We start from the raw sequence: 24657 nt of genomic DNA on the forward strand, positions 1-24657 counted from the left end.
ACGACCGGGGCGGCGGCCGTCAGCCGCGGTCGAGCAGCAGCACCGCGAGGTCGTCGGTCAGCTCCCCGCCGTTGAGCGTCCGCACCTCGGTGACGGTCGCGTCGAGCAGCTCCTCACCGCGCCGCCCCTCCCCGAGCTGGCGGGCGACGATCTCGACCATCCCCTCCTGCCCGAGCCGCTGCACGCCCGGCCCGACCCGGCCCTCGATCAGCCCGTCGGTGTACATCATCAGGCTCCAGGAGCCGCCGAGCTGAATCTCCCGGCGCGGCCAGCGGGCGTTCGGCAGCAGCCCCAGCGCCGGGCCGTTCTCATCGGTCGGCAGCAGCCGGGGCGCCATTCCGGGCCGGATCACCAGCGGTGAGGGGTGCCCGGCCAGACAGACCCCGGCCCGCCGCCCGTCCGGGGCGATGTCCACGGTGCACAGGGTCGCGAAGATCTCGTCGTCCGGCCGCTCGTTCTCCAGGACCTGCTGGAGGGTGCCCAGCAACTGGTCACCGCAGAGTCCGGCGAAGGTCAGCGCGCGCCAGGCGATCCGCAGCTCCACCCCGAGGGCGGCCTCGTCCGGGCCGTGGCCGCAGACGTCGCCGATCATCGCGTGGACCGTGCCGTCCGGGGTGCGCACGGTGTCGTAGAAGTCGCCGCCGAGCAGGGCACGGCTGCGGCCGGGCCGGTAGCGGGCGGCGAACCGCAGCCCCGAGTCCTGCAGCAGCGGGGTGGGGAGCAGTCCACGCTCCAGCCGGGCGTTCTCCTGGGCGCGCAGCCGGGACTCGGTGAGCTGGCGCTGGGCGAGGTCGGAGCGTTTTCGCTCCACGGCGTAGCGGATGGCGCGGCTGAGGACACGGCCGTCCAGCTCATCGCGGAAGAGGAAGTCCTGGGCGCCCACCCGCACCGCCTCGGCGGCGCGTTCGGCGTCGTCCTCGGCGGTCAGTACGAGGACCGCGTGCGAGGGCGCCAGCTTGAGCACCGCGCGCAGGGTGTCCAGCGCGTCCGCCGCCTCGCGCTCCGGACCGGGCAGGGCCAGGTCGAGGAGGATGCACTGCACACCGTCGGTCAGCAGCCGGGTGGCCTCGGTGAGGTTGCGGGCCGTGCGGATACGGACCCGATTGCCCTCGGTGTCCAGCATCTCGGGGACGGTGAAGGCACCGGACGGATCGTCCTCGATCACCAGCAGGGTGAGCCCGCTGTCGGGCAGCGGGGCAGGGCGGGCCTCAGTGGCCAGCGCCTCCCGTTGCCTCGGCACGGGTACGGACATCGCTCGATTCCTTCCCTCCCCCCGAGGGCGCGGCACCCGCCACCGACCGGCGGTCCGCACATTCCCCGGCACGCACACCGACTAGTCGGTTTCAGAGGTTTCACAGGCGTGGGTGCCGGATACTGCCAGGCGACCTTAGCGCTAGGGCGCGGCTCTACGGAATGACCTTCAGGCATCGACTTTTGTCATATGCCCCACGTGCTGCGGCACTTGGCAGACAACGGGAGAATCGCGGAATGACGAACATCACGCTGGTTCTGGGTGATATCACTCAACAGGACACCGATGCCGTGGTGAACGCGGCCAATTCATCCCTGTTGGGCGGGGGCGGGGTGGACGGCGCCATCCACCGCCGGGGCGGATCAGACATCTTGGATGAATGCCGCAAACTACGCGCCTCCCACTACGGCAAGGGGCTCCCGGCGGGCCAGGCGGTCGCCACCACGGCCGGACGGCTGCCCGCCCGCTGGGTGATCCACACCGTCGGCCCGGTGCACTCCGCGAGCGAGGACCGCTCCGGGATCCTCGCCTCCTGCTTCCGGGAGTCGCTGCGCGTCGCGGACGAGCTCGGCGCCGGAACGGTCGCCTTCCCGGCCGTCTCCACCGGCGTCTACCGCTGGCCGCTGGACGACGCGGCGCGGATCGCGGTGGAGACGGTCCGCGCGGCGGACACCTCGGTCAGCGAGGTCCGTTTCGTCCTGTTCGACCAGCCCGCCTACGACGCCTTCCAGGCGGCCCTGCGGCAGCACGACTGAGCACCGGCTACGCCCCCGGACGGACGACGCCCAGGATCGGCATGGAACCCGCCCCCGCCACGGTCACCTGGCGGCCGGGGCGCGGGGCGTGCACCATCGCGCCGTTCCCCACGTACATCCCGACGTGACTGGCGTCCGGGTAGTAGATGATCAGGTCACCCGGGCGCATGTTCCCGATGCCCACCTTCGGCAGCAGCCGCCACTGCTCCTGTGAGGTCCGCGGGATCGACCGCCCGGCCACCGCCCAGGCCCGCTGCGTCAGCCCCGAGCAGTCGTAGGCGTCGGGACCCACCGCGCCCCAGACGTAGTTCTTGCCGATCTGGGCCGAGGCGAAGGACACCGCACGCTTGCCCGTCGCGGTCGCGCCCGCACCGAGCTCCCGCAGTATCCCGGTGTCCAGCCACTTCGCCTGGGAGGCGCGGGCCTTGTCCTCCTCCAGCCGCCGCAGCCGCTCCCGCTCCTTCTTCTCCAGCCGGGACTCCAGCCGCTGCGCCTTCGCCAGCTTCGCCGTGATCTGCCGCTTCGCCGCCGCCTTCTTCTTCCGGCTCCCGTCCAGCCGCTCCCACTCCCGGGAGGCGGACGCGGCGTAGCGGTCGAGCGCGGCCTGGGTGCGCTCCAGCCTGCTCATCAGCCCGTGGGTGGCCTGCTGGCCCTTGCGGGCGAGGGTGACCCCGTTGAGGAAGTCGCTGGGGTCGTCGTTGAGGAGCAGCCGCGCCTCGGCGGGCATCCCGCCGCCGCGGTACTGGGCGCGGGCCATCGCCCCGGCCCGTTTGCGCAGCCCGGACATCTCCTTCTGCGCCTTCACCACGGCCCGCGCGATCTTCACGATCGCCTTCTCCTGGCGGGTCTGGCGCTCCCGCGCGAGGTTGTAGGCGTCGGTGGCCTTCTCGGCCTTGCGGTACAGGGCGTCGATCTCCGAGCGGACGCCCTCCAGGCTCGTGGTGCCGGAACCCTCCGAACCGCCTGAGCCGCCCGAGCCACCCGCGTCCGGCCGTGGCGCCGGATCGTCCGGTACCGCGTACGCCGCTTCGGGGACCGCCGTCACCCCCAGCGCGCATACGAGCGCGGTGGCCGCGGCAGCGCTCGCACCCCGCCCTCTCCCGTCCCGCCTCACGCGCCGTCTCCTCTCATCCGCTGTCGCCCGCCGAGGCCGTACGCGCAGCCGTGGGTATCGCGTACCGGACCTGACGTACCGGCACGTAGGGACGGATAGTGGCATGCCGTACCGCAATCCGACAGAGACACGCGGGAGTTGTCCTCGCCATCCCCGGATCCGGGACACCGCGGGCGTTCATTCGGGAAGTCATACGGCTGTCACCCGGACGCCGCACGGGCGCCGGGCGGTGGCAGGGCGGGTGCGCCAGGATGCCGCGGCGGCCCCGGCTCCCCCGTCCGGCGACCGTGCGGAAGCGATGTGCCCAGGCCCGGGGCGGTGCGCACGGTCCGCGGGTGGGGGACGGAGCACCAGGGAGGGCGGCGGTCCGGCCCGCGATCGCGCCGTGACCTGGCCGTGACCTGGCCACCACCCTGACGGCCGAGGTTCACCATGCGTTAACTCACCCCCTGAGGTCGCTTCACCTGTTCTGCCTAATTTCGGCCCTACTGGGAGAGAGCCGGGGCTGAAATCCGGCTCGACCCCGACAAGCGCCGCTCAACAGTGCGCCTCATCCGTCTCGCGCGCCGTCCCCACCGGCGGCAACTGGAAGGAACTCCCGAAAGTGAAGCAGCTTCAGCGCAAGAACCGGCTTCGCGCCGTCGCCGCCGGTGCCCTCGCCGTCTCCAGCGCCCTCGTCCTCACCGCCTGCGGTTCGGACGACAACAACGGCGGTGGCAGCGACACCAAGGCCAGCAACATCAAGTGCGATGGCAAGGGCCAGCTCCTGGCCTCCGGCTCCTCGGCGCAGAAGAACGCCATGGACCTGTGGATCAAGAACTACGGTGCCGCCTGCGAGGACACCAAGATCAACTACAAGGCCACCGGCTCCGGTGCGGGCATCCAGGAGTTCCTCCAGGGCAAGACCGCGTTCGCCGGTTCCGACTCGGCCCTGAAGCCCGATGAGATCGCAAACTCCAAGAAGGTCTGCGACGGCGGCCAGGGCATCGACCTGCCGATGGTCGGCGGCCCGATCGCGGTCGGCTTCAACGTCCCGGGCGTGGACAAGCTGGTCCTGGACGCCAAGACCCTCGCCGAGATCTTCGACTCGAAGATCACCAAGTGGGACGACCCGGCGATCAAGGCGCTCAACAAGGACGCCAAGCTGCCGAGCCTGAAGATCCAGGCGTTCCACCGCTCCGACGAGTCGGGCACCACCGACAACTTCACCAAGTACCTCAAGGCCGCCGCCCCCAAGGCGTGGCCGCACGAGCCGGGCAAGGCGTGGGAGGGCAAGGGCGGCCAGTCGGCCGACGGCTCCTCCGGTGTCTCCTCCCAGGTGAAGCAGGTCTCCGGCGCGATCAGCTACTTCGAGCTGTCCTACGCGACCGCCAACAGCATCAAGACCGTCGACCTGGACACCGGCGCCTCCGCCCCGGTCCAGGCCACCGTCGACAACGCCTCCAAGGCCATCTCCGAGGCCAAGGTCAAGGGCACCGGCAAGGACCTGGCCCTGGACCTGGCGTACGACACCAAGGCCGACGGCGCCTACCCGATCACCCTGGTCACCTACGAGATCGCCTGCGACAAGGGCAACAAGCCCGGCACCCTCGCCGCGACCAAGTCCTTCCTGAACTACGTCGCCAGCGAGGACGGCCAGACCTCCCTCAAGGAGCTCGGCTACGCCCCGCTCCCGACCGAGATCGCCACGAAGGTCCGCGAGACCGTCAAGAGCCTCTCCTGACCCGAAAGCGGCCGGCTCCACCGCGTGAACGCGCGGCGGGGCCGGCCGCATCGTCCGGTGCACCGCCGCACGCAGGAGCCGGTCCCGATCGGCTCCGCAGACCGGAGAACCCATGAAAACGGACATAGAACCCACACACACGCCCGCCGGGTCACCACCCCGGCTCCGGACCCGCTCCACGGGCCGCGCCGGTGACAAGATCTTCCTCGGCCTCTCCCGGGGCTCCGGAATCATCCTGCTGGTGATCATGGCCGCCATCGCGGCCTTCCTCACCTACCGCGCCGTCATCGCGATCTCCAAGGACGAGGCCAACTTCCTCACCGCCTTCGAGTGGAACACCGGCACCGAGCCGATGCGGTTCGGTATCGCCGTCCTCGCCTACGGCACGGTCATCAGCTCGGTCATCGCGATGGTCATCGCGGTCCCGGTCGCGGTCGGCATCGCGCTGTTCATCTCGCACTACGCCCCGCGCCGGCTGGCCACCCCGGTGGCGTACGTCATCGACCTGCTCGCCGCCGTCCCCAGCATCGTCTACGGCCTGTGGGGCGCGCTCTTCCTGGTCCCGCATCTGACCGGGCTGTACACCTGGCTCGACGAGTACCTGGGCTGGACCGGGATCTTCAGCTACCAGGGCGGCGCCGCGCGCTCCCTGTTCACCGTCGGCATCCTGCTGGCGATCATGATCCTGCCGATCGTCACCAGCGTGAGCCGCGAGGTGTTCCGGCAGGTTCCGAAGATGCACGAGGAAGCGGCGCTGGCGCTCGGCGCCACCCGCTGGGAAGTCATCCGGATGTCGGTCCTCCCCTTCGGCCGCTCCGGCATCATCAGCGCCTCCATGCTGGGCCTGGGCCGTGCGCTGGGCGAGACCATGGCGGTCGCCACCGTGCTGTCCCCCAGCTATCTGATCGACGCCAGCCTGCTGGACCCGGGCGGCGGCACCTTCGCCCAGAACATCGCCAGCCACTTCAAGGAGGCGAACGACAACGGCCGTGACGCGCTGATCGCCTCCGGTCTGGTGCTGTTCGTCATCACCCTGCTGGTGAACGGTGCCGCGCGGATGATCATCGCCCGGCGCAAGGAGTACTCGGGGGCCGCGGCATGAGCAACGCGACGATCACCAAGAACGAGACGGGCGGCGCCCCCGCGGGCACCTCGTCCCTCCGTCAGGCCCGGCTGCCCCGCTGGGTGCCGCCGGTCCTGGTCGTGGTCTCGGCCGCGGCGGGCGCGGGCATCGGCACCGCCGCCGGTCTCGGCAACACCCTCCAGTGGGGCCTGATCGCGGCCGCGCTGTTCATCCTGGGCACCTACGGCCTCGCCGCCGCCGTCGAAGGCGGCCGCCAGGCCAAGGACCGGCTGGCCACCAGTCTGGTGTGGGTCTGCTTCGTGCTCGCCGTCGTCCCGCTGGTCTCCCTGATCTGGGAGACCGTGGACCGCGGCCGCACCGTGCTCGACGGCTACTTCCTGGGCCACTCCATGGAGGGCGTGCAGACGATCCTGCCCGGCGGTGGCGCGTACCACGCGATCATCGGCACCCTGGAGCAGGTCGGCATCGCCACCCTCATCGCCGCCCCGATCGGTCTGCTGACCGCCATCTACCTGGTGGAGTACGGCCGCGGGCGGCTGGCCAAGGCCGTGACGTTCTTCGTCGATGTCATGACCGGCATCCCCTCGATCGTCGCCGGTCTGTTCATCCTCAGCTTCTGGATCATCATCCTGGGCTTCAGCTACTCCGGGTTCGCCGGTGCGATGGCGCTGGCCATCCTGATGATGCCGGTGGTCGTGCGCTCGACCGAGGAGATGCTCAAGCTGGTCCCGAACGAGCTGCGTGAGGCTTCGCTCGCGCTCGGCGTGCCCAAGTGGCGCACCATCCTCAAGGTGGTGCTGCCCACCGCCGTCGGCGGGATCACCACGGGTGTGATGCTCGCCGTCGCCCGTGTCGCGGGAGAGTCCGCGCCCATCGTGCTGCTGGTCTTCGGCGCCGCCGGGATCAACAACAACCCGTTCGACGGTGCCCAGTCCTCGCTGCCCTACTACATCTACGAACAGTGGCAGCTGGGCAACGAGGCCTCCTTCGACCGGGCCTGGGCCGCGGCGCTCGTCCTCATCGCCTTCGTCATGATCCTGAACCTGGTCGCCCGCGGCATCGCCCGCTGGAAGGCCCCGAAGACCGGCCGCTGAGGCCAAGAAGAGAAGTGATTCACATGGCCAAGCGCATCGACGTCAGCGGCCTGACCGCCTACTACGGAAACCACAAGGCCATCGAGGACATCTCGATGACCGTCGAGCCCCGCTCGGTGACCGCCTTCATCGGTCCCTCCGGCTGCGGCAAGTCCACCTTCCTGCGCACCCTGAACCGGATGCACGAGGTGACCCCCGGCGGCCGGGTCGAGGGCAAGGTGATGCTCGACGACGAGAACCTCTACGGCTCCGGTGTCGACCCGGTCTCCGTGCGGCGCACCGTCGGCATGGTCTTCCAGCGCCCCAACCCGTTCCCGACGATGTCCATCTTCGAGAACGTCGCGGCCGGGCTGAAGCTCAACGGCTCGTACAAGAAGAGCGAGCTGGAGAGTGTCGTCGAGCGGTCCCTGAAGGGCGCCAACCTCTGGAACGAGGTCAAGGACCGGCTGAACAAGCCGGGCGCCGGACTCTCCGGCGGTCAGCAGCAGCGGCTGTGCATCGCGCGCGCCATCGCGGTCGAGCCCGATGTGCTGCTGATGGACGAGCCCTGCTCGGCGCTGGACCCGATCTCCACCCTCGCCATCGAGGACCTGATCGGTGAGCTCAAGGAGCGCTTCACGATCGTCATCGTGACGCACAACATGCAGCAGGCGGCGCGTGTCTCGGACCGCACGGCCTTCTTCAACCTGGCGGGCGTCGGCCAGCCCGGCAAGCTGATCGAGATCGACGAGACCGAGCGGATCTTCTCCAACCCGTCGGTACAGGCGACCGAGGACTACATCTCGGGCCGCTTCGGCTGACCCACGGCCCCTCGCGATCCGGCGAGGAGGAGGCGTCCTGCGGTGCTGCATGGCGGTGCCACCGCACGACGAAAGGCCCGCCCCTGGCTCCCGGGGGCGGGCCTCCTGTCTACGGGCCTGCTGCGTACGGGCCTGTACATGGCGCGGGCCTGTACATGGCGAAGCCCGCGGGGCGTGGAGACGCCGCCGCGGGCCGCGAAGGGGGTGGCCGTCAGACCATCAGCCGAAGGCCAGGTTCACGATCCAGTAGCTGCCCGCCGCCACACCGGCGGCCGCGGGCATGGTGATGAACCAACCCATGATGATGTTCTTCGCGACGCCCCAGCGCACCGCGCTGACCCGCTTGGTGGCGCCCACACCCATGATCGCCGAGGTGATCACATGGGTGGTGGAGATCGGCGCGTGGAACATGAACGACGCGGAGTACATGACGGAGGCGGCCGTGGTCTCGGCCGCGAACCCCTGCGGCGGGTCCAGCTCGATGATCCGGCGGCCCAGGGTGCGCATGATGCGCCAGCCGCCCGCGTAGGTGCCCAGCGAGAGCATCGCGGCACAGGCGATCTTCACCCACACCGGAATCGGGTCACCCTGGTCCTCGACACCGGCGATGACCAGGGCCATCACCACCACACCCATGGTCTTCTGGGCGTCCTGGAGACCGTGACCCAGCGCCATACCCGCCGCCGAGACGGTCTGCGCTATCCGGAAGCCGCGCTTGGCCTTGTGCGGGTTGGAGTTGCGGAACATCCAGAGGATGATCACCATCACGAAGTAGCCCAGCACCAGGCCGACGATCGGCGAGATCACCATCGGGATGACGATCTTCTCGAGCACACCGTCCCAGTGGACCGTGCTGGCACCGGCGAGCGCCGCGCCCACCAGACCGCCGAACAGGGCGTGCGAGGACGATGACGGCAGTCCGAAGTACCAGGTCACCATGTTCCAGGTGATCGCACCCACCAGACCGGCGAACAAGATCATCATGCCCTGTTTGCCCGTCGGGGTGGCGATCAGCCCCTCACTGACGGTCTTGGCGACCCCGCTGCCCAGGAAGGCACCGGCGAGGTTCATCACCGCGGCCATCGCCAGCGCCGCCCGCGGGGTCAGCGCCCGCGTGGAGACCGAGGTCGCGATGGCGTTCGCGGAGTCGTGGAAGCCGTTGGTATAGGTGAAGAAGAGCGCGACCGCGATGGTCACGACAAGCGCGAAGGTGTCCATGCCGGGGCTCAGGACTCCTTGACGGCGATGGTCTCGACCGTATTGGCCACGTGCTCGAAGGCGTCCGCCGCCTCTTCCAGCACATCCACGATCTGCTTGAGCTTGAGCACCTCCATGGCGTCGTACTTGCCGTTGAAGAGGTGGGCCAGCAGCTTGCGGTGGATCTGGTCCGCCTGGTTCTCCAGCCGGTTGACCTCGATCCAGTACTCGGTCAGGTTCGTCATGGTGCGCAGGTTCGGCATCGCCTCGGCGGTCAGCTCGGCCGCGCGCGCCAGCACCTCGATCTGCTGCTCGACACCCTTGGGCAGCTCATCGACCTGGTAGAGGACGACCAGGTCGACGGCCTCCTCCATGAAGTCCATGATGTCGTCGAGGGACGACGCGAGGGCGTAGATGTCCTCGCGGTCGAACGGCGTGATGAAGGAGGAGTTCAGCTGGTGGAAGATCGCGTGGGTGGCGTCGTCTCCCGCGTGCTCCGCGGCCCTCATCCGCTCGGCGATCTCGGCACGAGCGGAGGAGTCCGCCCCGAGCAGTTCCATCAGGAGCTTGGAGCCGGTGACGATGTTGTCCGCGGAAGCGGCGAACATGTCGTAGAAGCTCGTCTCCCTGGGGGTCAGACGAAAGCGCACTGGGGATCCTCGGGATGCGGCGGATGGGGACTCGACGATGCTAGGCGCATCTTCCGGCCACGGTAACCGGCGCTCCCAGTGTCGCCCATCAGGGAGAGTGCTCTTCACAGGGGCCTGGTTCGGCCGAAAAACCCGGTACCATATACCCAGTGGGGGTATATGGGGACAAAGAGTGATCAACGGGAGGACGCCATGACGACCACGGCAGCCGACACCGGCGCACCCCTTGAGGGCGGCACCGGGGGCGAGGCGTCCGGCCAGGCGTCGGGACCGGCCCCCGAGGGCCAAGGCGGCCATGGGTACGCCAAACAGAAGGACCAGCACCTCAAGCGGCTCCGCCGGATCGAGGGCCAGGTCAGGGGGTTGCAGCGGATGGTCGAGGAAGACGTCTACTGCATCGACATACTCACCCAGGTCTCGGCCGGCACCAAGGCGCTCCAGTCCTTCGCCCTCCAGCTGCTGGAGGAGCATCTGCGCCACTGTGTCGCCAGCGCGGCCGTGGAGAGCGCGGCCCAGGGCGAGCCCGAGGGCGGCAGCGAGGTGGACGCCAAGGTGGCGGAGGCCACAGCGGCCATCGCCCGGCTGCTGCGGACCTGACCGCGCCCTTTCCGGTCCGGCGCGGGCCGCGCCGGACCCCACCGGGCGGAGCGCTCCGCGCCCGCCGGCGAGGCGGTGACATCCCTCACCCGGCGTCTTTCACCTGGTGTCCAGGTCACTCCACCTGATGTCCGGGGTGTCTCACCCGGCGTCCGGATCGTCGGCGTCCGGATCCCGGTTCGCGGCCGGAGCCGGATCCCGGTCGGCCGTGGGACGGCCGGCGGCGGGACGGTCGGCCACGGGGCGGTCGGTCCTACGGCGGTCGGCCGAATGTGATCGGTCGGCCTTCGCGCGGTCGGCCGAATGTGATCGGTCGGCCTCCACCCGGAGAACCTCGTCGATGCGGTCCGTACTGAGCCTGTCCTCGTCCGCGCTCGACGCAGCGATCATCAAATCACCGTAGAGATCGATCTCGACGAGGGCCACGGGGTCCGGGCCTGGCGAGCCGCGACGCGCAACCACGTGTTTCACCTCCTCCTGCGAGCACCTGCGAGCACTTTCGAGCAGCGGCTTCCCAGCGTAGGGATCGGTACACACTCCGCGCATGGCACGGATGGGCCATTTCGAAGGGCAGAGCGGGCCCCTCCGACTACTTCTGAGGTGATCCGACCTTCCCTGTGTAGATATCCGCGGGCTTGGGCAGCTCGACCCGGGCCGGGACCCCGAAGTCGTACAGCTCGGTGGTGGACGACACTCCCACCGCATGGCCGGCGGTGCCCCGCGCCCGGGTTGCTTCCCGCCCGCTGGCCTGGGTACCCACGGTGAAGCGGTGACGCACCTCACGCAGCCGCCCGAGGCCGTCGAGATACGCGTCGAAGGGGACCGTGCCGTCGTCGAAGCCGTCGGCCGCGGCGGTCAGCGCCCCGCGCGCCGCCGGGGATGCCGCCCGCGCGGCGCGGCCGATGTCGGTGGTGCCGCGGTAGTGGCGCACCAGGGAACCGTCGATCCCCTCCTCCCCCACCAGGCTCGCCTCCCGGACCCCGCGCAGCAGTTCGGCGGCGGCCAGCGGGTCCGTCGCGCCTCCGGTGACCAGATTGCCGTCCGGAATGTCGGTGGTGTCCACCCGGACCCATTTGTCGGGCGGGATCCCCGCACCGCGATTGCGCATGAAGAGCGCCCCGGAGGCGAGGAGTTCGGTGATCGGCTCATGCTCGGCGGCCCCCATCGCATCCCGCGGCAGCAACAGCCGCAGCCGCCCCAGCCGCTTCTCGAAGTCGTACGCCCCGGTGCCGCGGATGGCCACGCGGGTGCCGCCGGTGGCCGTCTCCATCGTCGTACGCACCCGTGAACTGCCCTCGCGGACCAGGACATCCGCCGCCCGGTGCAGCACCGCGACCGCGGTCTCGTCCGGGGCGACCCCGCCGGGCCGCTCATCGGCCACCGTCTCGGAGGAACAGCCGCTGATCGTCGCCAGGAGCGCAGCCAGCAGACCGCCCGCCATGACCCCGGCGACCGCTCTCACCCGTCTCCGTACGCCGAGTCCGCGCCGCTGGAACTCCATCGACCGTCGACCCCCTGGCCACGCTCGTCTTGGTACTTGTTCGTTTAACGATCCGGTCGGGCAGCCCGTCACGGCCCGGTAGCGTGGTCATGTGCTCGACTCAGGTGACACGGGCCCCGGCGCGGACGACGGCGGCCTGCGCGACACGGCCGCCGACCGCCCCCTCACGTCCACCGTGGAGCGGGGTTCCTTCTGTCTGGCCCGCTGTAGCTGCGGCTGGTCCGGACCGGCGCGGCGCGCCCGCGGGCTGGCCCGCGAGGACGCGACGGCGCATGCGACGGCCCGTCACGCCGTGCCCGGCTCACCCTGACGGCGGAGCTCCCCGGCGCGCGCCGATGCCGGCGGCGCCGCCCTCCCCTCTTTCCGCCCTCCCCCGCTTCGGGGCACCCCTGGCCGCCCTCTCCCGCGGCCGTCCTCACCGACCGCCCCCTGGTGGCCGGTTGATGGCCGCTTGATGGCCGAAACGCCGAACTCCTCCCCGAACAAGCGGAACCACCGCGCCCGGCCAACCCTCTGACCAAGAGACCGGGCCCGCCGAGCGGCGGCCCGGTCGACCGTTGGAACACAGGTCGACAGGGAGGGGACACCGCCATGAACCGGCGGACACTGCTGGCAGCGGGTACCGGGCTGACGGCCACGGCCGGCTTGGCCACCGCGTGCAGCGACGATGCGGGCCGGGCCGCGCCCTCCCGCTCCGCCCTCGGGTCGGACGCCCGCTCGGCCGCCGCCTCCGGCCGCCCCGGTGCACTGGCCGGATCGGCACGGGCCGCGGACTGGACCGCGCTGAGCCGTGATCTCCAGGGCGATCTGCTGCGGCCCGGCGACTCGGACTTCACCTCGGCACGGCGCCTCTACAACACCCGCTTCGACCATCTGCGCCCGGCCGGTGTCGCCTATATAGAGAACACCGCGGACATCGCCGCCTGTCTGGCCTTCGCCCGGCGGCACGACACCCCGGTGGCCATCCGCAACGGCGGCCACAGCTACGCCGGGTGGTCCAGCGGCAACGGCCGCCTCATCATCGACGTCTCCGCGCTGCGCTCGATCCGCAGCACCACCGGCGAGGCCCGGATCGGCGGCGGGGCCAAGCTCATCGACGTCTACACCACGCTCGGCGCGCGCGGGGCCACCGTCCCCGGCGGCTCCTGCCCCACGGTCGGCATCTCCGGTCTGACGCTGGGCGGCGGCCACGGCGTGGTCTCCCGGGCGTACGGACTGACCTCGGACAGCCTCATCGGCGCGAAGATCGTCACCGCGGACGGCAAGACGCTGGACGTGTCCAAGGACCGCGAGGCCGATCTGTTCTGGGCCCTGCGCGGCGCGGGGAACGGCAACTTCGGCGTGGTCACCGAACTCCGCTTCCGCACCCACAAGACCCCTGACGGTGTCACCGCCTATATGTCATGGCCCTGGTCCAAGGCGGCGAAGGTGCTGAGCGCCTGGCAGAAGTGGGGTCCGGACCAGCCGGACGAGATCTGGTCCTCGCTGCACCTGTCGGCCGTCCCCGGCCGCACCCCCACCGTCTCCGTGAGCTGCTTCTCGCTGGGCAGCTACGGCGACCTCCAGAACGCCGTGGACCGGCTGGCCGACGGTCCGGGCGGCCCCGGCCCGGCCACCCGGGTGACCCTGCGCCGCCGCGGCTACGTCGACGCGATGCGGATGTACGCGGGCTGCGGCGACACCTCGACCACCAAATGCCACCTGCCCGGCCGGCAGCCCGGCCAGAGCAGTTCCGGAGTGCTCCAGCGCGAGACCTACGCGGCGCGCTCGGACTTCTACGACCGCTCGCTGAGCGCGGCGGGCGTCCGCGCAATGCTCGACCAGGTCGAACGGTTCGGACGGCGCACCAGCGGCGGCGGCGCGGTCAGCATCGCGCTCACCGCGCTGGGCGGCGCGGTGAACCGGGTGCCGGCCGGGAGCAGCGCGTTCGTCCACCGCCGCTCACGGTTCCTCGCGCAGTACACCGGCTCCTGGGGGGCGGGCGGCTCGGGCGACGCGCAGAACTCCTGGCTGGCCGGTGCCCATACGGCCATGCGCCGGTACGCCTCGGGCGCGGCGTACCAGAACTACACCGACGCGACCCTGCGCGACTGGCGCAAGGCGTACTACGGATCCGCCGCGGACCGGCTGACCAAGGTGAAGAAGCGTTACGACCCGGACCGGCTCTTCGACTTCCCGCAGGCCCTGTAGCGCCCGCGCACCCGCGTACACACGAAGGCCCGGCGGTTCTCCGCCGGGCCTTCGTCCGTGTACCGGTGCCGCGTTAGGCGGCGAGGTCCTTGCTGCCGCGCTGACCGCCCGGCGCCCGGCGCTCGGGCATCTCTTCCGGGCGCCCCTCCCCGCCCGCGGCCCCGACGGCGCGGGCGGCGCGGCCGTCCCGTACCAGCCAGCCCGCGCGGGAGCCCGCGATGGCGGTCGTCAGCGGGGTGAGCAGCATCATCGCCAGCGGCGCCAGCAGCAGGGTGACCGCCGTGCCCAGCGCGAACCCGCCGATCACGTCCGTGGGGTAGTGCACACCCATGTAGACCCGGCAGAAGCCCTCGAACAGCGCCAGCGCTATGGCGCCGACCCCGAAGGCGCGGTGGGCCATGAAGACGCCGACCGCGATGGCCATGGTCAGCGTCGCGTGATCGCTGACGAAGGAGTAGTCGGTCTTGCCCGCGACCAGGACGTCGAGCCCCTGGTGGTCCTTGAAGGGGCGTGGCCGTTGCACGATGCCGCGGATGGGGATGTTGGCCATCAGCGCGAGCCCGGCCGCCAGCGGCGCCCATATCAGCCCCGCGACGGCGGACGGCGCCTCCTGCGGCCGCTTGCGCACGCTCCACCAGGCGCCGAACGCCACCAGGACGAGCCCGATGACGATCCCGAACTCGCCGACGAACTCCATGACGCGGTCGAACCAGTGGGGGGCGTCCTTGGCGAGTCCGTTGATGTCGTAGAGCAGGCTGACATCGGGGTTCGACCCGTCCAGTGCGAGTCCAGCCATGTGCCGTGGCCCCTTATCTCTTGCCTGTCGCTACATGCCGCTGACGGCCCCCGTGGTGGTGACGACCGGTGGCCGCCGCGACCGGTGCCGGAGAAACCGCCAGCCGTCCGCGCCGGACCACGCTGATCCCGTCGATGGAATCGATCCACTCTCAAGGGAACGCCCTCTTTCGGCCTGGCGTTCCGTTCTCAACCCAACGATCACCGGGACGTTATCGAAGGGTGACCCATCGTCGCAGCTCAGGGGGAATCTTTACGCGGAGTTCGCCCGTGGCAATGCTTTTGCGCCATCTTGCGTCACCCGCGTCGCACCGATGTAGTCGGGGGTGTCGATCTTGTCGAACCTGATCACCGCTCCGGTGTAGGGAGCGTTGATCATGTACCCGCCGCCCACATACATCCCCACGTGGTGGATCGACCTCGGATCGTCGAGATCGTAGGCGAAGAAGACGAGGTCCCCGGGGATCAGCTCGTTCCGCTTCGGGTGGGGCCCGGCGTTCCACTGGTCGTTGGCCACGCGCGGGAGCTCGATCCCGACCGACTTGTACGCCGCCTTGGTGAGCCCCGAGCAGTCGAACCTGCCGTCCTGCTCGGGCGTACCGTTACCGCCCCACAGATACGGCTTGCCGAGCTGCTTCTGCGCGAAGTAGATCGCCCCGGCCGACTGCTGCGAGGGACGCACCCGCTGGACGGGCGCCTCGAAGCTCTTGGCGAGGGTGGTGATCGTCTTCACGTAGTTCTGCGTCTCGCGGTACGGCGGCACTCCACCGTGCTTGATCACGGCATAGGCGCCCGCGTTGTACGAGGCCAGCATGTTGTGCGTGGCGTTGCCCGGCACGTCCTTCACGTACTTGGCGAGCGAGCAGTCATAGGCGGCCGCCGACGCGATGGCATCCTTCGGATCCCAGATGTCCCGGTCGCCGTCCTTGTCGCCGTCCACGCCGTGCGCGGCCCAGGTGGAGGGGATGAACTGCGCTATCCCCCTGGCGTCGGCCGGGCTCTGCGCCTTCGCGTTCCAGCCGCTTTCCTGGTAGAGCTGTGCGGCCAGCAGCGCGGGGTTGATGGCGGGGCAGGAATTGCCCCACTTCTGCACGAGCGACTCATACGCGGCCGGGACGGCACCTCTGGCCAGCCCGACGGTCCTGCCGCCACCGCCGCCGGTCAGATCAGCGGCGACCATATAGGTACCGACGACCAGCAGACTGACGAACGAGGCCGAGACCCCGAGACCGACACTGACGCCCAGCCAGACCTTCCGCACCCGGCCATCCTCCCCCATCCGCCCGCGGCACGAACGCGTTTGCGTACCCACGGCGAAATCCAGCCGCTTCCCAGCCGAAACCATACGGTGGGGGCCGCGCCACGCGCCCCCCGTGCCTCGCCGCTCCGCCCGGGCCGCCTCCCGGCGGGCCGCACACCGCGTAGAGTCCGGCGCAGCCGAGCGCCCGGCCCACGTCCGGGGGAGGCGGGGAGGCGGAGATGACGGAGCTCGACTGGCAGCGCGGCCCGGCCGGTGACGGAGGGTCGGACGCCGCCCGCCTGGAGGTGGCCGTGGCCCCGGACGGACGGATCCACCTGCGGGAGAGCGACGCCCCGCGGACGGTCGTGATCACCACCCCGGCCAAATGGGAGGCGTTCGTCAGGGGGGTCAAGGCGGGCGAGTTCGACGACTTCACCGAGGGGTGAGGGAGGTGACGGGCCGTCGGACCGACTCCGGACGGGTGGACCCGGCGCGCCGAACGGCGTGCCCGGTCGGCGTGTCGGGTGACATGGCACTGGGCCTGATGGCGGTCACTGATCGTTGCCCGACCCCAGGGTGCGTGATACACAGAGTAACCAAAGGGCCCGGTTGCGGCGGGTTCCGCCCACCGGCCGGGCCGCCGCCGTCCACAACTTGTGCGAGATCCGCCAAGAAATGCCGCCAAGTCGACATGCGGAAGCGGAATCGTCAGCGAAGATAGAGACCGGCCCACGCCGTGACGGCGAGCCAGATACAACTACCCATAAGGGGCGGTGAGTTCAAAATGTTCCTAGCGGCCGAAAAGGGCGACATCAACACCATCATCGGCGGAATCGCCCCAGACTGGGGTCCCTTCGGGAGCCTGGGCAGCGAGGCCCGCGTGATGATCGAGGTCGTGATGGCCGTCGCGCTGCTGCTCTGCTTCGGCATCGCCATCTGGGGCGCGGCCAAGCAGCGGATCGGCGCCACGGCACTGCGCGACACCTTCAGCGCGGAACAGGGCAAGGGGCTGATCGTCGCCGGTCTGACCGGCGTGTTCATCATCGGCTCACTGGGCACCCTCTTCACGATCGTGTACGGCATGGCCATCTAGCCCCGCCCGGAGCGGCGGACGGGCCGGGAGGGGAGCGTGGAACCCGTGGCACGGCGGACGCGCCGGAGCACGGAGTGCGCTCCGCGCTTCGAGCCCCGGAGCCGCCCCCAGCCCCCGGCGTACGCCCCCACCTCCGAGCCTCCGCCCCCGATCCCCTCTACCGGCCCCACTCCCGCTACCCGAGGCTGCTCCCTGATGCCCGCCCTTCCCGCTGAGGTCGTGTCAGCTTGATGTCCACTCACACCACCGCGCCCGAGCGTCAGTCCGCACCGTTACCGTCGTATACGGGTGGCGGAAGAGCGACCATGGTCGACGTGGCCGGTACGGGCGGCAGACGCGATCCGGTCGGCGGCAGGCTTGGCACGGTTGAAGGGGCGTACGCACGATGAGTCTCGGCGGCGACGACGGATACGGCGGCGACTACGACGGCCATGACACGGGCCGCCCCCGCGGCGCGGCCTCCGGCGACCACCTCACGCGCACCCGCCTGCCCGAGGGCGACGGCGACCCCTACGGCCCGCCCCGCCGCGGCGCCGGCCGCACGGCCAAGCCCAGCCGCAACCTGATCACCGTGGTCGGCGTCGTCGTCCTGCTCCTGGCAGCCATCGCCTTCGTCAACCGCGGCGGCGGCAAGGACGACGACTCCGACGGCGGCGGCTCCAACGGCACCAGCTCCGAGAGCCGGCCCACCGCACCGTCCGGCGAGCGCCCGGTCGAAGGCAAGAACAGCGTGACGGGCATCGCCTCCGGCTTCCCCAAGACGGAACAGGGGGCGCAGAGTGCGGCGGCGAACTACGCGGTGGCGCTGACATCGGCGGACATGCTGAAGCGGGACGCGCGGCATGAGCTGGTGCCGGAGATCTTCACCAGCGGGCGGGCCTCCGAGCTCCAGAGGAAGCTGGACAAGGCGTACTCGATCGCATCGTTGGAGAAGATCGGCCTGAACGCGGATGGCGAGGCGCCCGAGGGGATGACGTATGTCTCGCGCAGCGCCCCCATCGGCACCAAGGTCAGCAAGTTCGCGACCACCGCCGCGACGGTCGAGGTCTGGTGCACCGGAGTGTTCGGTACGGCCGGTGAGGGTTCGAAGACCCCGGTCACCAACGACTGGTTCACCATGACGCTGAAGCTGCGGTGGGTGGGCGGCGACTGGAGAGCGGAGAGTTTCTCCCAGAAGGACGGACCTGCCCCGATCAACAGTGACCGCGCCGCATCCAGCGCCGACGAGATCGCCAAGGCAGTCGAGCAGTACGGAGGGTTCACCTATGCCCGCTAGTTCGCGCCGCCGCACTCTGACGCTCACGGGCATTCTGGCGGCTCTTCAGACAACCGCCGTTCTGCTGGCCACCCGTGCCGCGGCCGCTCCTTCCCCCACCCCGAGTCCCACCAAGGAGGACTGCAGCTTCCTCCACGGGACGATGAAGGAGAACTGCGAGAAGAAGAACGCCGGTGGCGGAGGCGGCTCCGGCGGCCCCCCCGACCCCTCCAACCCCCTGGACCCCGCCGCCTCCCTCGCGCGCGGCTGCGCCGACGCCGCCGCCTGGCTCGTCGGCAAGCTCTCCAAACTGGTCAACGCGACGGCCAACGTCGACTTCACCAACGAGGCCTTCCTCCGCCAGTACGCCGTCGTCTTCGCCGCCTCGACCGTCCTCACCCTCATCCTCTGGCTGCTCGCCGTCGCCAAGCGCGCCATCCGCGGCGCCCCGCTCGGCGAGGCGCTCTCCGAGGCCATAGGTTTCCTCTGGCTGACGGTCCTGGCCTCCGCCTTCACCCCGCTCATCCTCTATACCGTCGTCACCGCCACCGACGCCGTCACCGAGGCCATCGCCTCCGGCACCGGTGCGGACAACGACGCCTTCTTCGGGTCGTTCGCCGAAGCCCTCAAGAAGGACGAGGACATCGGCGGCGGCCCCATCATGCTCATCGTCGTGTCCCTGGTGACGATCCTCGCCGCCGGCGTCCTCTGCCTCGAGCTGGTCATCCGCGCCGCCCTGCTCTACGTCGGCGCGCTGCTCGGCACCGCCGTCTACTCCGGCCTGGTCGACAAGAACATGTGGGGCCACGTCCGCCGCTGGGCCGGGATCATGATCGCCGTGATCCTGGTCAAGCCGGTCGTCGTCACGGTCCTCGCCCTCGCCGGGGCGCTCTCCACCTCCGGTGATGAACCCGACGCCTTCTCGGCCGTCGTCTCCGGACTCTCCATCATCATCCTCGCCATCTTCGCCAGCGCGATGATCTACCGCTTCGTGCCCGGCTTCGGCGACGAGATCGTCAAGGCCCGCAGCGCCAGCGCCGACCCGGCCTCGCGCCAGGCCGCCGCCATCATCAGTTCCCCCGCCGCCCTGGTGAAGCAGGGCATCAACACCCACAGCGCCCGCGGCGGGGGCGACGGCGGAGGCGGCGGCTCCGCGCCGAGCAAGCCCGCCAACCCCGTCTCCGGCGGTGTGGCCGCCCACAGCACCCGCTCCAGCGGAGGCGGCGGGGGAGGCGGCACTCCCGGCGGCAGCGGTGGCGGCGGAGGCTCCGCCGCCAGCCGCACCGGCCACCCCGGCGGCAGCCGCGGCAGCGCCCCCCGCACCCCGAACCGCAGCTCCGGCAACACCCCGGGAGGTGACCGGCGGTGACGCTCGACGCCCAGGCCCATCCCGTCCACGCGACCCGACGCACCTATCTGATCGGCCGCGCCCGCCCCAACGCGATCGTCGGCAAGAACCGCGAGACCGGCGAGATCGCGCTGATCATCGGGGGCGCGTTCATCGGCATGATGTGCGGGCTGCTGGTGCCGGTGCTCAGCCTGCGCATCGTCGCCCTGGTCGGCTTCCCCACCCTCGCCCTCGCCGCCGTGTACGTGCCGTACAACGGCCGTACCTTCTACCGGTGGTTCGAGATCAACCGCTCCTTCAAGCGTGCCGTCCGCAAGGGCGCCACCGGCTACCGCTCCTCCGCCGCCGAGGCGGGCACCCGGTTCGACGGCCGTGAGATCGAGGTCGGCCCGCCCCCCGGCATCGGCCGGATCAGCTGGCTCGCCGCCCCCTTCGGCCCCGACGAGATCGCCGTGCTGCTGCACGCCGACCGCCGCACCGTCACCGCCGCCATCGAGATCGAGGGCCCCGGCGTCGGTCTGCGCGACAGCGAGGACCAGGAGGCCCTCGTCGACCGGTTCGGCACCCTGCTCAAGCACGTGGCCAACGGCGACGGCTTCGTGACGCGCCTGCAGATGCTGGCCCGCACCCTCCCCGCCGACCCCGACGCCCACGCCAAGGACGTCGAGCGGCGCGGCGACCGCGCCGCGCCCCACTGGCTCAAGGACTCCTACGACCAGCTCCAGTCCATGGTCTCGACCTCCTCCGAGCAGCACCGGGCCTATCTGGTCGCCTGTATGCACTACACCCGCGACCTGGCCGCCGAGGCCCAGGCCATCGCCCGCGCCACCCGCCACAGCTCCGGCGGCCGCCGCCTGGACAAGGACGCGGGCCTGGCCGTCGTCATGGCCCGCGAGCTGACCGACATCTGCGCCCGGCTCGCCGAGGCCGACATCCGCGTCCGCCAGCCCCTCGGACAGGGCCGCCTGGCCTCGCTGGTCCACTCGATGTACGACCCGGACCACCCCATCGACCACATCCAGGCCATGACCAAGCGGAACGCCTGGCCCGCCGAGCTGGACGCGATGGAGCCCACCTACCTCCAGGCCAAGACCCGCGAGTCCAGCACCCGCGAGCCCTGGTGCCACGCCACGGCGTGGGTCAAGGAGTGGCCCATGACGCCCGTCGGGGTCAACTTCCTCGCCCCGCTCCTCGTCCACACCCCCGACGTCATCCGTACGGTCGCGGTCTGTATGGACCTGGAGCCCACCGAGATCGCCATCGAGCGGATGCTCACCGAGAAGACCAACGACGAGGCCGAGGCCAGCCGCGCCGCCAAGATGAACCGCACCGTCGACCCCCGTGACATCGCTGCGCACGGCCGGCTGGACCAGCGCGGCGAAGACCTCGCCAGCGGCGCCGCGGGCGTCAACCTCGTCGGTTACATCACCGTCTCCTCCCGCTCACCGGAGGCACTCGCGCGTGACAAGCGGACCATCCGGGCCTCGGCGGGGAAGAGCTATCTCAAGCTGGAGTGGTGCGACCGTGAGCACCACCGGGCCTTTGTGAACACGCTGCCGTTCGCGACCGGCATCCGCCGCTAGCGCCGGCCGAGCCGGTAGAGCAGACAGAGACGACTGGGACGACAAGGAGATAGGGGCTCCGCCGTGGCCGATCCGATGAGCGCTCTCACCGAAGCGTTCACCAGCTTCCTGTTCGGAAAGGTGGAGACGACACGGCTGCCCGTCCGCACCTCCACCGGACAGGCACAGGCCGTCTACCTCCCCACCGCGGCACCCGGCCTCGGTGACTCCGGCGTCATCATCGGGCGTGAGGTGTACTCCGGGAAGGGCTATATCTACGACCCCTTCCAGCTCTACGGACAGCAGCTGCCCGCCCCGCACTGGCTGGTGCTCGGCGAATCCGGAAACGGCAAGTCGGCCCTGGAGAAGACCTACGTCCTGCGCCAGCTGCGCTTCCGCGACCGCCAGGTCGTGGTGCTGGACGCCCAGGGCGAGGACGGCGTGGGCGAGTGGAACCTCATCGCCCAGGAGCTCGGTATAACGCCCATCCGGCTCGACCCGATGGCGGCCCTCGACGGCGGTATCCGGCTCAACCCGCTGGACCCGTCCATCACCACCACCGGTCAGCTCGCCCTGCTCCGCACCATCATCGAGGTCGCGATGGGCCACGGGCTCGACGAGCGCTCCGGGTTCGCCCTCAAGGTCGCGCACGCCTACGTCAACGAGACCATCGTCGACCGTCAGCCGGTGCTCACCGACATCGTCGAGCAGCTCCGGCACCCCGAGGCCGAGTCCGCCGAGGCGATGAACGTCGACATAGACGATGTACGGGCCTGGGGCCTGGACGTCGCCCTCGTACTGGACCGGCTGGTCGACGGTGACCTCCGCGGCATGTTCGACGGACCGACCACGGCCGGGATCGACCTCGACGCGCCCCTCATCGTCTTCGACCTGTCCCATATCGACCGCAACTCGATCGCGATGCCGATCCTCATGGCCATCGTGGGCGTGTGGCTGGAGCACACCTGGATCCGGCCGGACCGCAAGAAGCGCATCTTCCTGGTCGAAGAGGCGTGGCACATCATCAACTCGCCCTTCGTCGCCCAGCTCTTCCAGCGGCTGCTGAAGTTCGGCCGCCGGCTCGGTCTGTCCTTCGTCGCCGTGGTCCACCACCTCTCCGACGTGGTCGACGGAGCGGCCGCGCGGGAAGCCGCGGCGATCCTCAAGATGGCGTCCACCCGGACCATCTACGCCCAGAAGGCCGACGAGGCACGAGCCACCGGCCGGGTGCTCGGTCTGCCGCGCTGGGCGGTGGAAATCATTCCGACGCTCTCCCCCGGTATCGCGGTCTGGGACGTCAACGGCAACGTACAGGTCGTCAAACACCTGATCACCGAGGCCGAACGCCCCCTCGTCTACACCGACCGGGCGATGACGGAGGACGGGCTGGCCGTCCAGATGGCGGCCGAGGCGGAAGCCGAGGAACGGGCCGCCGCGGCGGTCGAGGCAGCGGAGGCGGAGGCATACGGCGGACCGTCGTACGGATCCACGGTGGCATGAGATGACAGCGGGGCTGAACCGCGGCGGACCCGCGGAACACGGGAGACCTCCCGGCCCGGAGCGCGGTATTCCGGACGGGCTGCTGATCGGCATCATGGCTTTCCTGCTGGGCCTGACCTGTCTGGTGTGGTCCGCGACCGGCCTGGCCGGGCTCTTCGCGCACGGCGCCTGGCCGGACGGCCTGGCCTTCATGCGCACACCGCTGGCTCTGCGCCATCTGGTCGAGGAGCCGCACAACCTCGCGGCGGCCTGGCCCGACACCCCCAAGGCCCAACTGTCCGGCTACGGACTCTTCTGGGGTCTCTTCATCAGCGAGCTGATGGTGCTGATCGTGCTGACGGTCTTCACGGTCGGCACGCTGACCCGCTACCGCGCGGTCCGCGCCAGACGCCGTGCCGAGGCGATCCAGGCGGCGGCCGAGGCACAGGCGGACACCGACGCGAAGCGGCGGGGAACGGTCAACGGCGCCGCCGGGCCGGCCCCGTCCGCTCAGGCCCCCGGTGGAACGTACCCGGCGAACGCGTCCGGCATCGAAACGGCGGGCTACGGCACCCCCCGTGCGGAGGCGACGCCCCCGCCGGTGGCCACCGCGAGCGCCCCGACGGTTCCGGGCCCCGGCGGCCCCCCGCCCTCCGACGTGGCCCCCACGGTCGCCGCCGCCGACACCGCGCCCGGATCCGCGACGTCCGCCCCGGCCACCGCTGCCGCACCGCATGCGCCCGCCGACCCGGTGAGCGCCACGCTCTCCGGTGGCGAACTGACCCGGTCCCGTGTCCTCTACGGCGCCCAGCGCGGTACATCGGCCGCCGAAGCCGTCCTGGAGGCGGCCGGCCCGGTCCTGGTGGTCACCAGCGACGCCGCGCTCTGGTCCGCGACAAAGGACGCCCGGAGCAGGTTCGGCCCCACCCATGTCTTCGATCCGTCCCATCTCCTCGACACCCCCGCCCGGCTGCGCTGGAACCCGGCGTCGGACTGCGGGTCCCGTGACATCGCGGCCGCACGCGCCGCAGCGCTCCTCGCGCCCGTACGCCCCGCGCACGCCATGGACAAGCCCATGGCGGAGGCCGCGGAGACACTGCTGCGCTGCTGGCTGCACGCCGCAGCGGTGGACGGCCGTCCCTTCCGCCAGGTGCACCGCTGGGCCCAGGGCAACTCCGCACACGAGCCCGTACGGATCCTGCGGACGAACCCCAAGGCGGCGGGCGGTACCGCGGGCGAGCTGGAGGCGACGCTCACCGCTCATCCCGAACGGCGGGACCTGGCCCAGGAACTGACGGCCCGGGCGCTCGGCGCACTGTCCTCGATCCATATCCGGGACGCGTGCAATCCGGGCCGTGCCGATTCCCTCGCGCTGGAGTCATTCGTGGGCGAAGGGGGAACGCTCTATGTGATGGGCGAATCCATTGAGGATCCGCGGACCCATCCGGGTGCGATGCCCCTGCTGACCGCACTCGCCTCGCACGTGGTCGAGCACGGCCGGCGCATGGCCGAACGGTCATCCTCCGGTCGGCTCGACCCACCACTCACCCTCGTCCTGGACGATGTGGCTGCTGTGGCCCCTCTCCCGGCCCTGCCCGATCTGCTGGCCCAGGGAGCGGCCCAGGGGATGCCCACCCTGGCGCTGATGCGCTCGCAGGAACAGGCACGGGCTCGCTGGCCGCACCGCACCCTGGCGGCTCAGGACCAGGACTGACGGCCCGCCAGCCGCACGAGCACCTGCCATGGGTGGTGTACCGCCCGCGCGGTGCGCATGCGCCCGTGGCCAGGGAAGGAGAATGTCCCTGAACGCAAAAATGCCTCGGTCCCGGACATTGAATGTCCGGGACCGAGGCTAAAAATTGTTCGGCGGCGTCCTACTCTCCCACAGGGTCCCCCCTGCAGTACCATCGGCGCTGAAAGGCTTAGCT

23 protein-coding genes and 1 rRNA gene are annotated in these 24657 nt (G+C 70.5%); 15 read left to right on the forward strand and 9 right to left on the reverse strand.

Going from position 1 to position 24657, the window contains the following annotated elements:
- Window positions 1–19 precede the first annotated feature (19 nt).
- Window positions 20–1252, reverse strand: coding sequence for a PP2C family protein-serine/threonine phosphatase (locus NMK44_RS34635; RefSeq protein WP_254750649.1), 1233 nt, complete (start codon window positions 1250–1252; stop codon window positions 20–22).
- Window positions 1253–1488: 236 nt separating this feature from the next.
- On the opposite strand from NMK44_RS34635, the gene NMK44_RS34640 reads away from it, so the two are divergent.
- Window positions 1489–2007, forward strand: a complete 519-nt coding sequence (locus tag NMK44_RS34640) for an O-acetyl-ADP-ribose deacetylase (RefSeq protein ID WP_254750651.1) — start codon at window positions 1489–1491, stop codon at window positions 2005–2007.
- 7 nt (window positions 2008–2014) lie between these two features.
- Here NMK44_RS34640 and NMK44_RS34645 read toward each other — a convergent pair whose 3' ends face one another.
- Window positions 2015–3121 carry a C40 family peptidase gene (locus NMK44_RS34645; RefSeq protein WP_254750653.1) on the reverse strand — a complete coding sequence of 369 codons (1107 nt, stop codon included), beginning with the start codon at window positions 3119–3121 and terminating at the stop codon, window positions 2015–2017.
- Window positions 3122–3725: 604 nt separating this feature from the next.
- On the opposite strand from NMK44_RS34645, the gene pstS reads away from it, so the two are divergent.
- From pstS to pstB, 4 genes are all read left to right on the forward strand, one after another.
- The gene (gene pstS / locus NMK44_RS34650; protein WP_254750655.1) at window positions 3726–4844 is read left to right on the forward strand and encodes a phosphate ABC transporter substrate-binding protein PstS; all 1119 of its coding nucleotides are present in this window, start codon (window positions 3726–3728) and stop codon (window positions 4842–4844) included.
- A 112-nt stretch (window positions 4845–4956) separates the two neighbouring features.
- Complete coding sequence (pstC, locus tag NMK44_RS34655; protein WP_254750657.1) at window positions 4957–5946, forward strand: phosphate ABC transporter permease subunit PstC; 990 nt, start codon at window positions 4957–4959, stop codon at window positions 5944–5946.
- Window positions 5943–7022: a phosphate ABC transporter permease PstA gene (gene pstA / locus NMK44_RS34660; protein ID WP_254750659.1), complete on the forward strand. Its 1080-nt coding sequence runs from the start codon at window positions 5943–5945 to the stop codon at window positions 7020–7022. The genes pstC and pstA overlap by 4 nt, the downstream gene beginning before the upstream one ends.
- A gap of 23 nt (window positions 7023–7045) precedes the next feature.
- The gene (gene pstB / locus NMK44_RS34665) at window positions 7046–7822 is read left to right on the forward strand and encodes a phosphate ABC transporter ATP-binding protein PstB (RefSeq protein ID WP_254750661.1); all 777 of its coding nucleotides are present in this window, start codon (window positions 7046–7048) and stop codon (window positions 7820–7822) included.
- Between the two features lie 219 nt (window positions 7823–8041).
- On the opposite strand, the gene NMK44_RS34670 is transcribed toward pstB, so the two are convergent.
- Together NMK44_RS34670 and NMK44_RS34675 are read right to left on the reverse strand one after the other, a co-directional pair.
- Entirely contained in the window at window positions 8042–9040 is a 999-nt protein-coding gene (locus tag NMK44_RS34670; protein WP_254750663.1) for an inorganic phosphate transporter, read from the reverse strand.
- A gap of 8 nt (window positions 9041–9048) precedes the next feature.
- Window positions 9049–9669: a DUF47 domain-containing protein gene (locus NMK44_RS34675; RefSeq protein ID WP_254750665.1), complete on the reverse strand. Its 621-nt coding sequence runs from the start codon at window positions 9667–9669 to the stop codon at window positions 9049–9051.
- A gap of 192 nt (window positions 9670–9861) precedes the next feature.
- Between NMK44_RS34675 and NMK44_RS34680 the strand changes: the two genes are divergently transcribed.
- Entirely contained in the window at window positions 9862–10266 is a 405-nt protein-coding gene (locus NMK44_RS34680; protein ID WP_254750667.1) for a metal-sensitive transcriptional regulator, read from the forward strand.
- A 141-nt stretch (window positions 10267–10407) separates the two neighbouring features.
- Here NMK44_RS34680 and NMK44_RS42510 read toward each other — a convergent pair whose 3' ends face one another.
- Window positions 10408–10803, reverse strand: a complete 396-nt coding sequence (locus NMK44_RS42510; RefSeq protein WP_254750699.1) for a hypothetical protein — start codon at window positions 10801–10803, stop codon at window positions 10408–10410.
- Between the two features lie 52 nt (window positions 10804–10855).
- A complete protein-coding gene (locus NMK44_RS34690; protein ID WP_254750669.1) occupies window positions 10856–11767 on the reverse strand; it encodes an SCO4651 family lipoprotein in 912 nt (303 codons plus the stop codon).
- 91 nt (window positions 11768–11858) lie between these two features.
- On the opposite strand from NMK44_RS34690, the gene NMK44_RS34695 reads away from it, so the two are divergent.
- Complete coding sequence (locus tag NMK44_RS34695) at window positions 11859–12077, forward strand: hypothetical protein (protein ID WP_254750701.1); 219 nt, start codon at window positions 11859–11861, stop codon at window positions 12075–12077.
- 281 nt (window positions 12078–12358) lie between these two features.
- Window positions 12359–13957, forward strand: coding sequence for an FAD-binding oxidoreductase (locus NMK44_RS34700; protein ID WP_254750671.1), 1599 nt, complete (start codon window positions 12359–12361; stop codon window positions 13955–13957).
- Between the two features lie 73 nt (window positions 13958–14030).
- On the opposite strand, the gene NMK44_RS34705 is transcribed toward NMK44_RS34700, so the two are convergent.
- The gene (locus NMK44_RS34705) at window positions 14031–14753 is read right to left on the reverse strand and encodes a phosphatase PAP2 family protein (protein WP_254750673.1); all 723 of its coding nucleotides are present in this window, start codon (window positions 14751–14753) and stop codon (window positions 14031–14033) included.
- Between the two features lie 252 nt (window positions 14754–15005).
- Entirely contained in the window at window positions 15006–16031 is a 1026-nt protein-coding gene (locus NMK44_RS34710; protein WP_254750675.1) for a C40 family peptidase, read from the reverse strand.
- A 200-nt stretch (window positions 16032–16231) separates the two neighbouring features.
- Between NMK44_RS34710 and NMK44_RS34715 the strand changes: the two genes are divergently transcribed.
- The 7 genes from NMK44_RS34715 (at window position 16232) to NMK44_RS34745 (ending at window position 24443) form a co-directional block, all read left to right on the forward strand.
- A complete protein-coding gene (locus NMK44_RS34715; RefSeq protein WP_254750677.1) occupies window positions 16232–16438 on the forward strand; it encodes a DUF397 domain-containing protein in 207 nt (68 codons plus the stop codon).
- 338 nt (window positions 16439–16776) lie between these two features.
- Entirely contained in the window at window positions 16777–17085 is a 309-nt protein-coding gene (locus NMK44_RS34720; protein ID WP_009716148.1) for a DUF8827 family protein, read from the forward strand.
- A 385-nt stretch (window positions 17086–17470) separates the two neighbouring features.
- Window positions 17471–18361 (forward strand): DUF8175 domain-containg protein, encoded by an 891-nt coding sequence (locus NMK44_RS34725; protein ID WP_254750679.1) that lies wholly within the window; start codon window positions 17471–17473, stop codon window positions 18359–18361.
- Window positions 18351–19709 (forward strand): hypothetical protein, encoded by a 1359-nt coding sequence (locus tag NMK44_RS34730; protein ID WP_254750681.1) that lies wholly within the window; start codon window positions 18351–18353, stop codon window positions 19707–19709. Before NMK44_RS34725 ends, NMK44_RS34730 begins: the two co-directional genes overlap by 11 nt.
- Window positions 19706–21271, forward strand: coding sequence for an SCO6880 family protein (locus NMK44_RS34735; protein ID WP_254750683.1), 1566 nt, complete (start codon window positions 19706–19708; stop codon window positions 21269–21271). The genes NMK44_RS34730 and NMK44_RS34735 overlap by 4 nt, the downstream gene beginning before the upstream one ends.
- Before the next feature lie 75 nt (window positions 21272–21346).
- Window positions 21347–22750, forward strand: coding sequence for an ATP-binding protein (locus NMK44_RS34740; protein WP_302888980.1), 1404 nt, complete (start codon window positions 21347–21349; stop codon window positions 22748–22750).
- A 1-nt stretch (window position 22751) separates the two neighbouring features.
- Window positions 22752–24443 (forward strand): type IV secretory system conjugative DNA transfer family protein, encoded by a 1692-nt coding sequence (locus NMK44_RS34745; protein WP_254750687.1) that lies wholly within the window; start codon window positions 22752–22754, stop codon window positions 24441–24443.
- A 147-nt stretch (window positions 24444–24590) separates the two neighbouring features.
- On the opposite strand, the gene rrf is transcribed toward NMK44_RS34745, so the two are convergent.
- Window positions 24591–24657 (reverse strand): 5S ribosomal RNA (gene rrf, locus NMK44_RS42945); the annotation flags it as partial.

It is taken from the genome of Streptomyces cucumeris, assembly GCF_024295805.1.
In the GTDB taxonomy this organism is placed as follows: Bacteria; Actinomycetota; Actinomycetes; order Streptomycetales; family Streptomycetaceae; genus Streptomyces; species Streptomyces cucumeris.

Bases quoted from the DNA above. Each gene is read 5' to 3' on its own strand.
- NMK44_RS34635 (WP_254750649.1), bottom strand. From the start codon at position 1,252: ATGTCCGTACCCGTGCCGAGGCAACGGGAGGCGCTGGCCACTGAGGCC.
- NMK44_RS34640 (WP_254750651.1), top strand. From the start codon at position 1,489: ATGACGAACATCACGCTGGTTCTGGGTGATATCACTCAACAGGACACC.
- pstC (WP_254750657.1), top strand. From the start codon at position 4,957: ATGAAAACGGACATAGAACCCACACACACGCCCGCCGGGTCACCACCC.
- pstA (WP_254750659.1), top strand. From the start codon at position 5,943: ATGAGCAACGCGACGATCACCAAGAACGAGACGGGCGGCGCCCCCGCG.
- pstB (WP_254750661.1), top strand. From the start codon at position 7,046: ATGGCCAAGCGCATCGACGTCAGCGGCCTGACCGCCTACTACGGAAAC.
- NMK44_RS34670 (WP_254750663.1), bottom strand. From the start codon at position 9,040: ATGGACACCTTCGCGCTTGTCGTGACCATCGCGGTCGCGCTCTTCTTC.
- NMK44_RS34680 (WP_254750667.1), top strand. From the start codon at position 9,862: ATGACGACCACGGCAGCCGACACCGGCGCACCCCTTGAGGGCGGCACC.
- NMK44_RS34690 (WP_254750669.1), bottom strand. From the start codon at position 11,767: ATGGAGTTCCAGCGGCGCGGACTCGGCGTACGGAGACGGGTGAGAGCG.
- NMK44_RS34700 (WP_254750671.1), top strand. From the start codon at position 12,359: ATGAACCGGCGGACACTGCTGGCAGCGGGTACCGGGCTGACGGCCACG.
- NMK44_RS34705 (WP_254750673.1), bottom strand. From the start codon at position 14,753: ATGGCTGGACTCGCACTGGACGGGTCGAACCCCGATGTCAGCCTGCTC.
- NMK44_RS34710 (WP_254750675.1), bottom strand. From the start codon at position 16,031: ATGGGGGAGGATGGCCGGGTGCGGAAGGTCTGGCTGGGCGTCAGTGTC.
- NMK44_RS34715 (WP_254750677.1), top strand. From the start codon at position 16,232: ATGACGGAGCTCGACTGGCAGCGCGGCCCGGCCGGTGACGGAGGGTCG.
- NMK44_RS34720 (WP_009716148.1), top strand. From the start codon at position 16,777: ATGTTCCTAGCGGCCGAAAAGGGCGACATCAACACCATCATCGGCGGA.
- NMK44_RS34725 (WP_254750679.1), top strand. From the start codon at position 17,471: ATGAGTCTCGGCGGCGACGACGGATACGGCGGCGACTACGACGGCCAT.
- NMK44_RS34730 (WP_254750681.1), top strand. From the start codon at position 18,351: ATGCCCGCTAGTTCGCGCCGCCGCACTCTGACGCTCACGGGCATTCTG.
- NMK44_RS34740 (WP_302888980.1), top strand. From the start codon at position 21,347: ATGAGCGCTCTCACCGAAGCGTTCACCAGCTTCCTGTTCGGAAAGGTG.
- NMK44_RS34745 (WP_254750687.1), top strand. From the start codon at position 22,752: ATGACAGCGGGGCTGAACCGCGGCGGACCCGCGGAACACGGGAGACCT.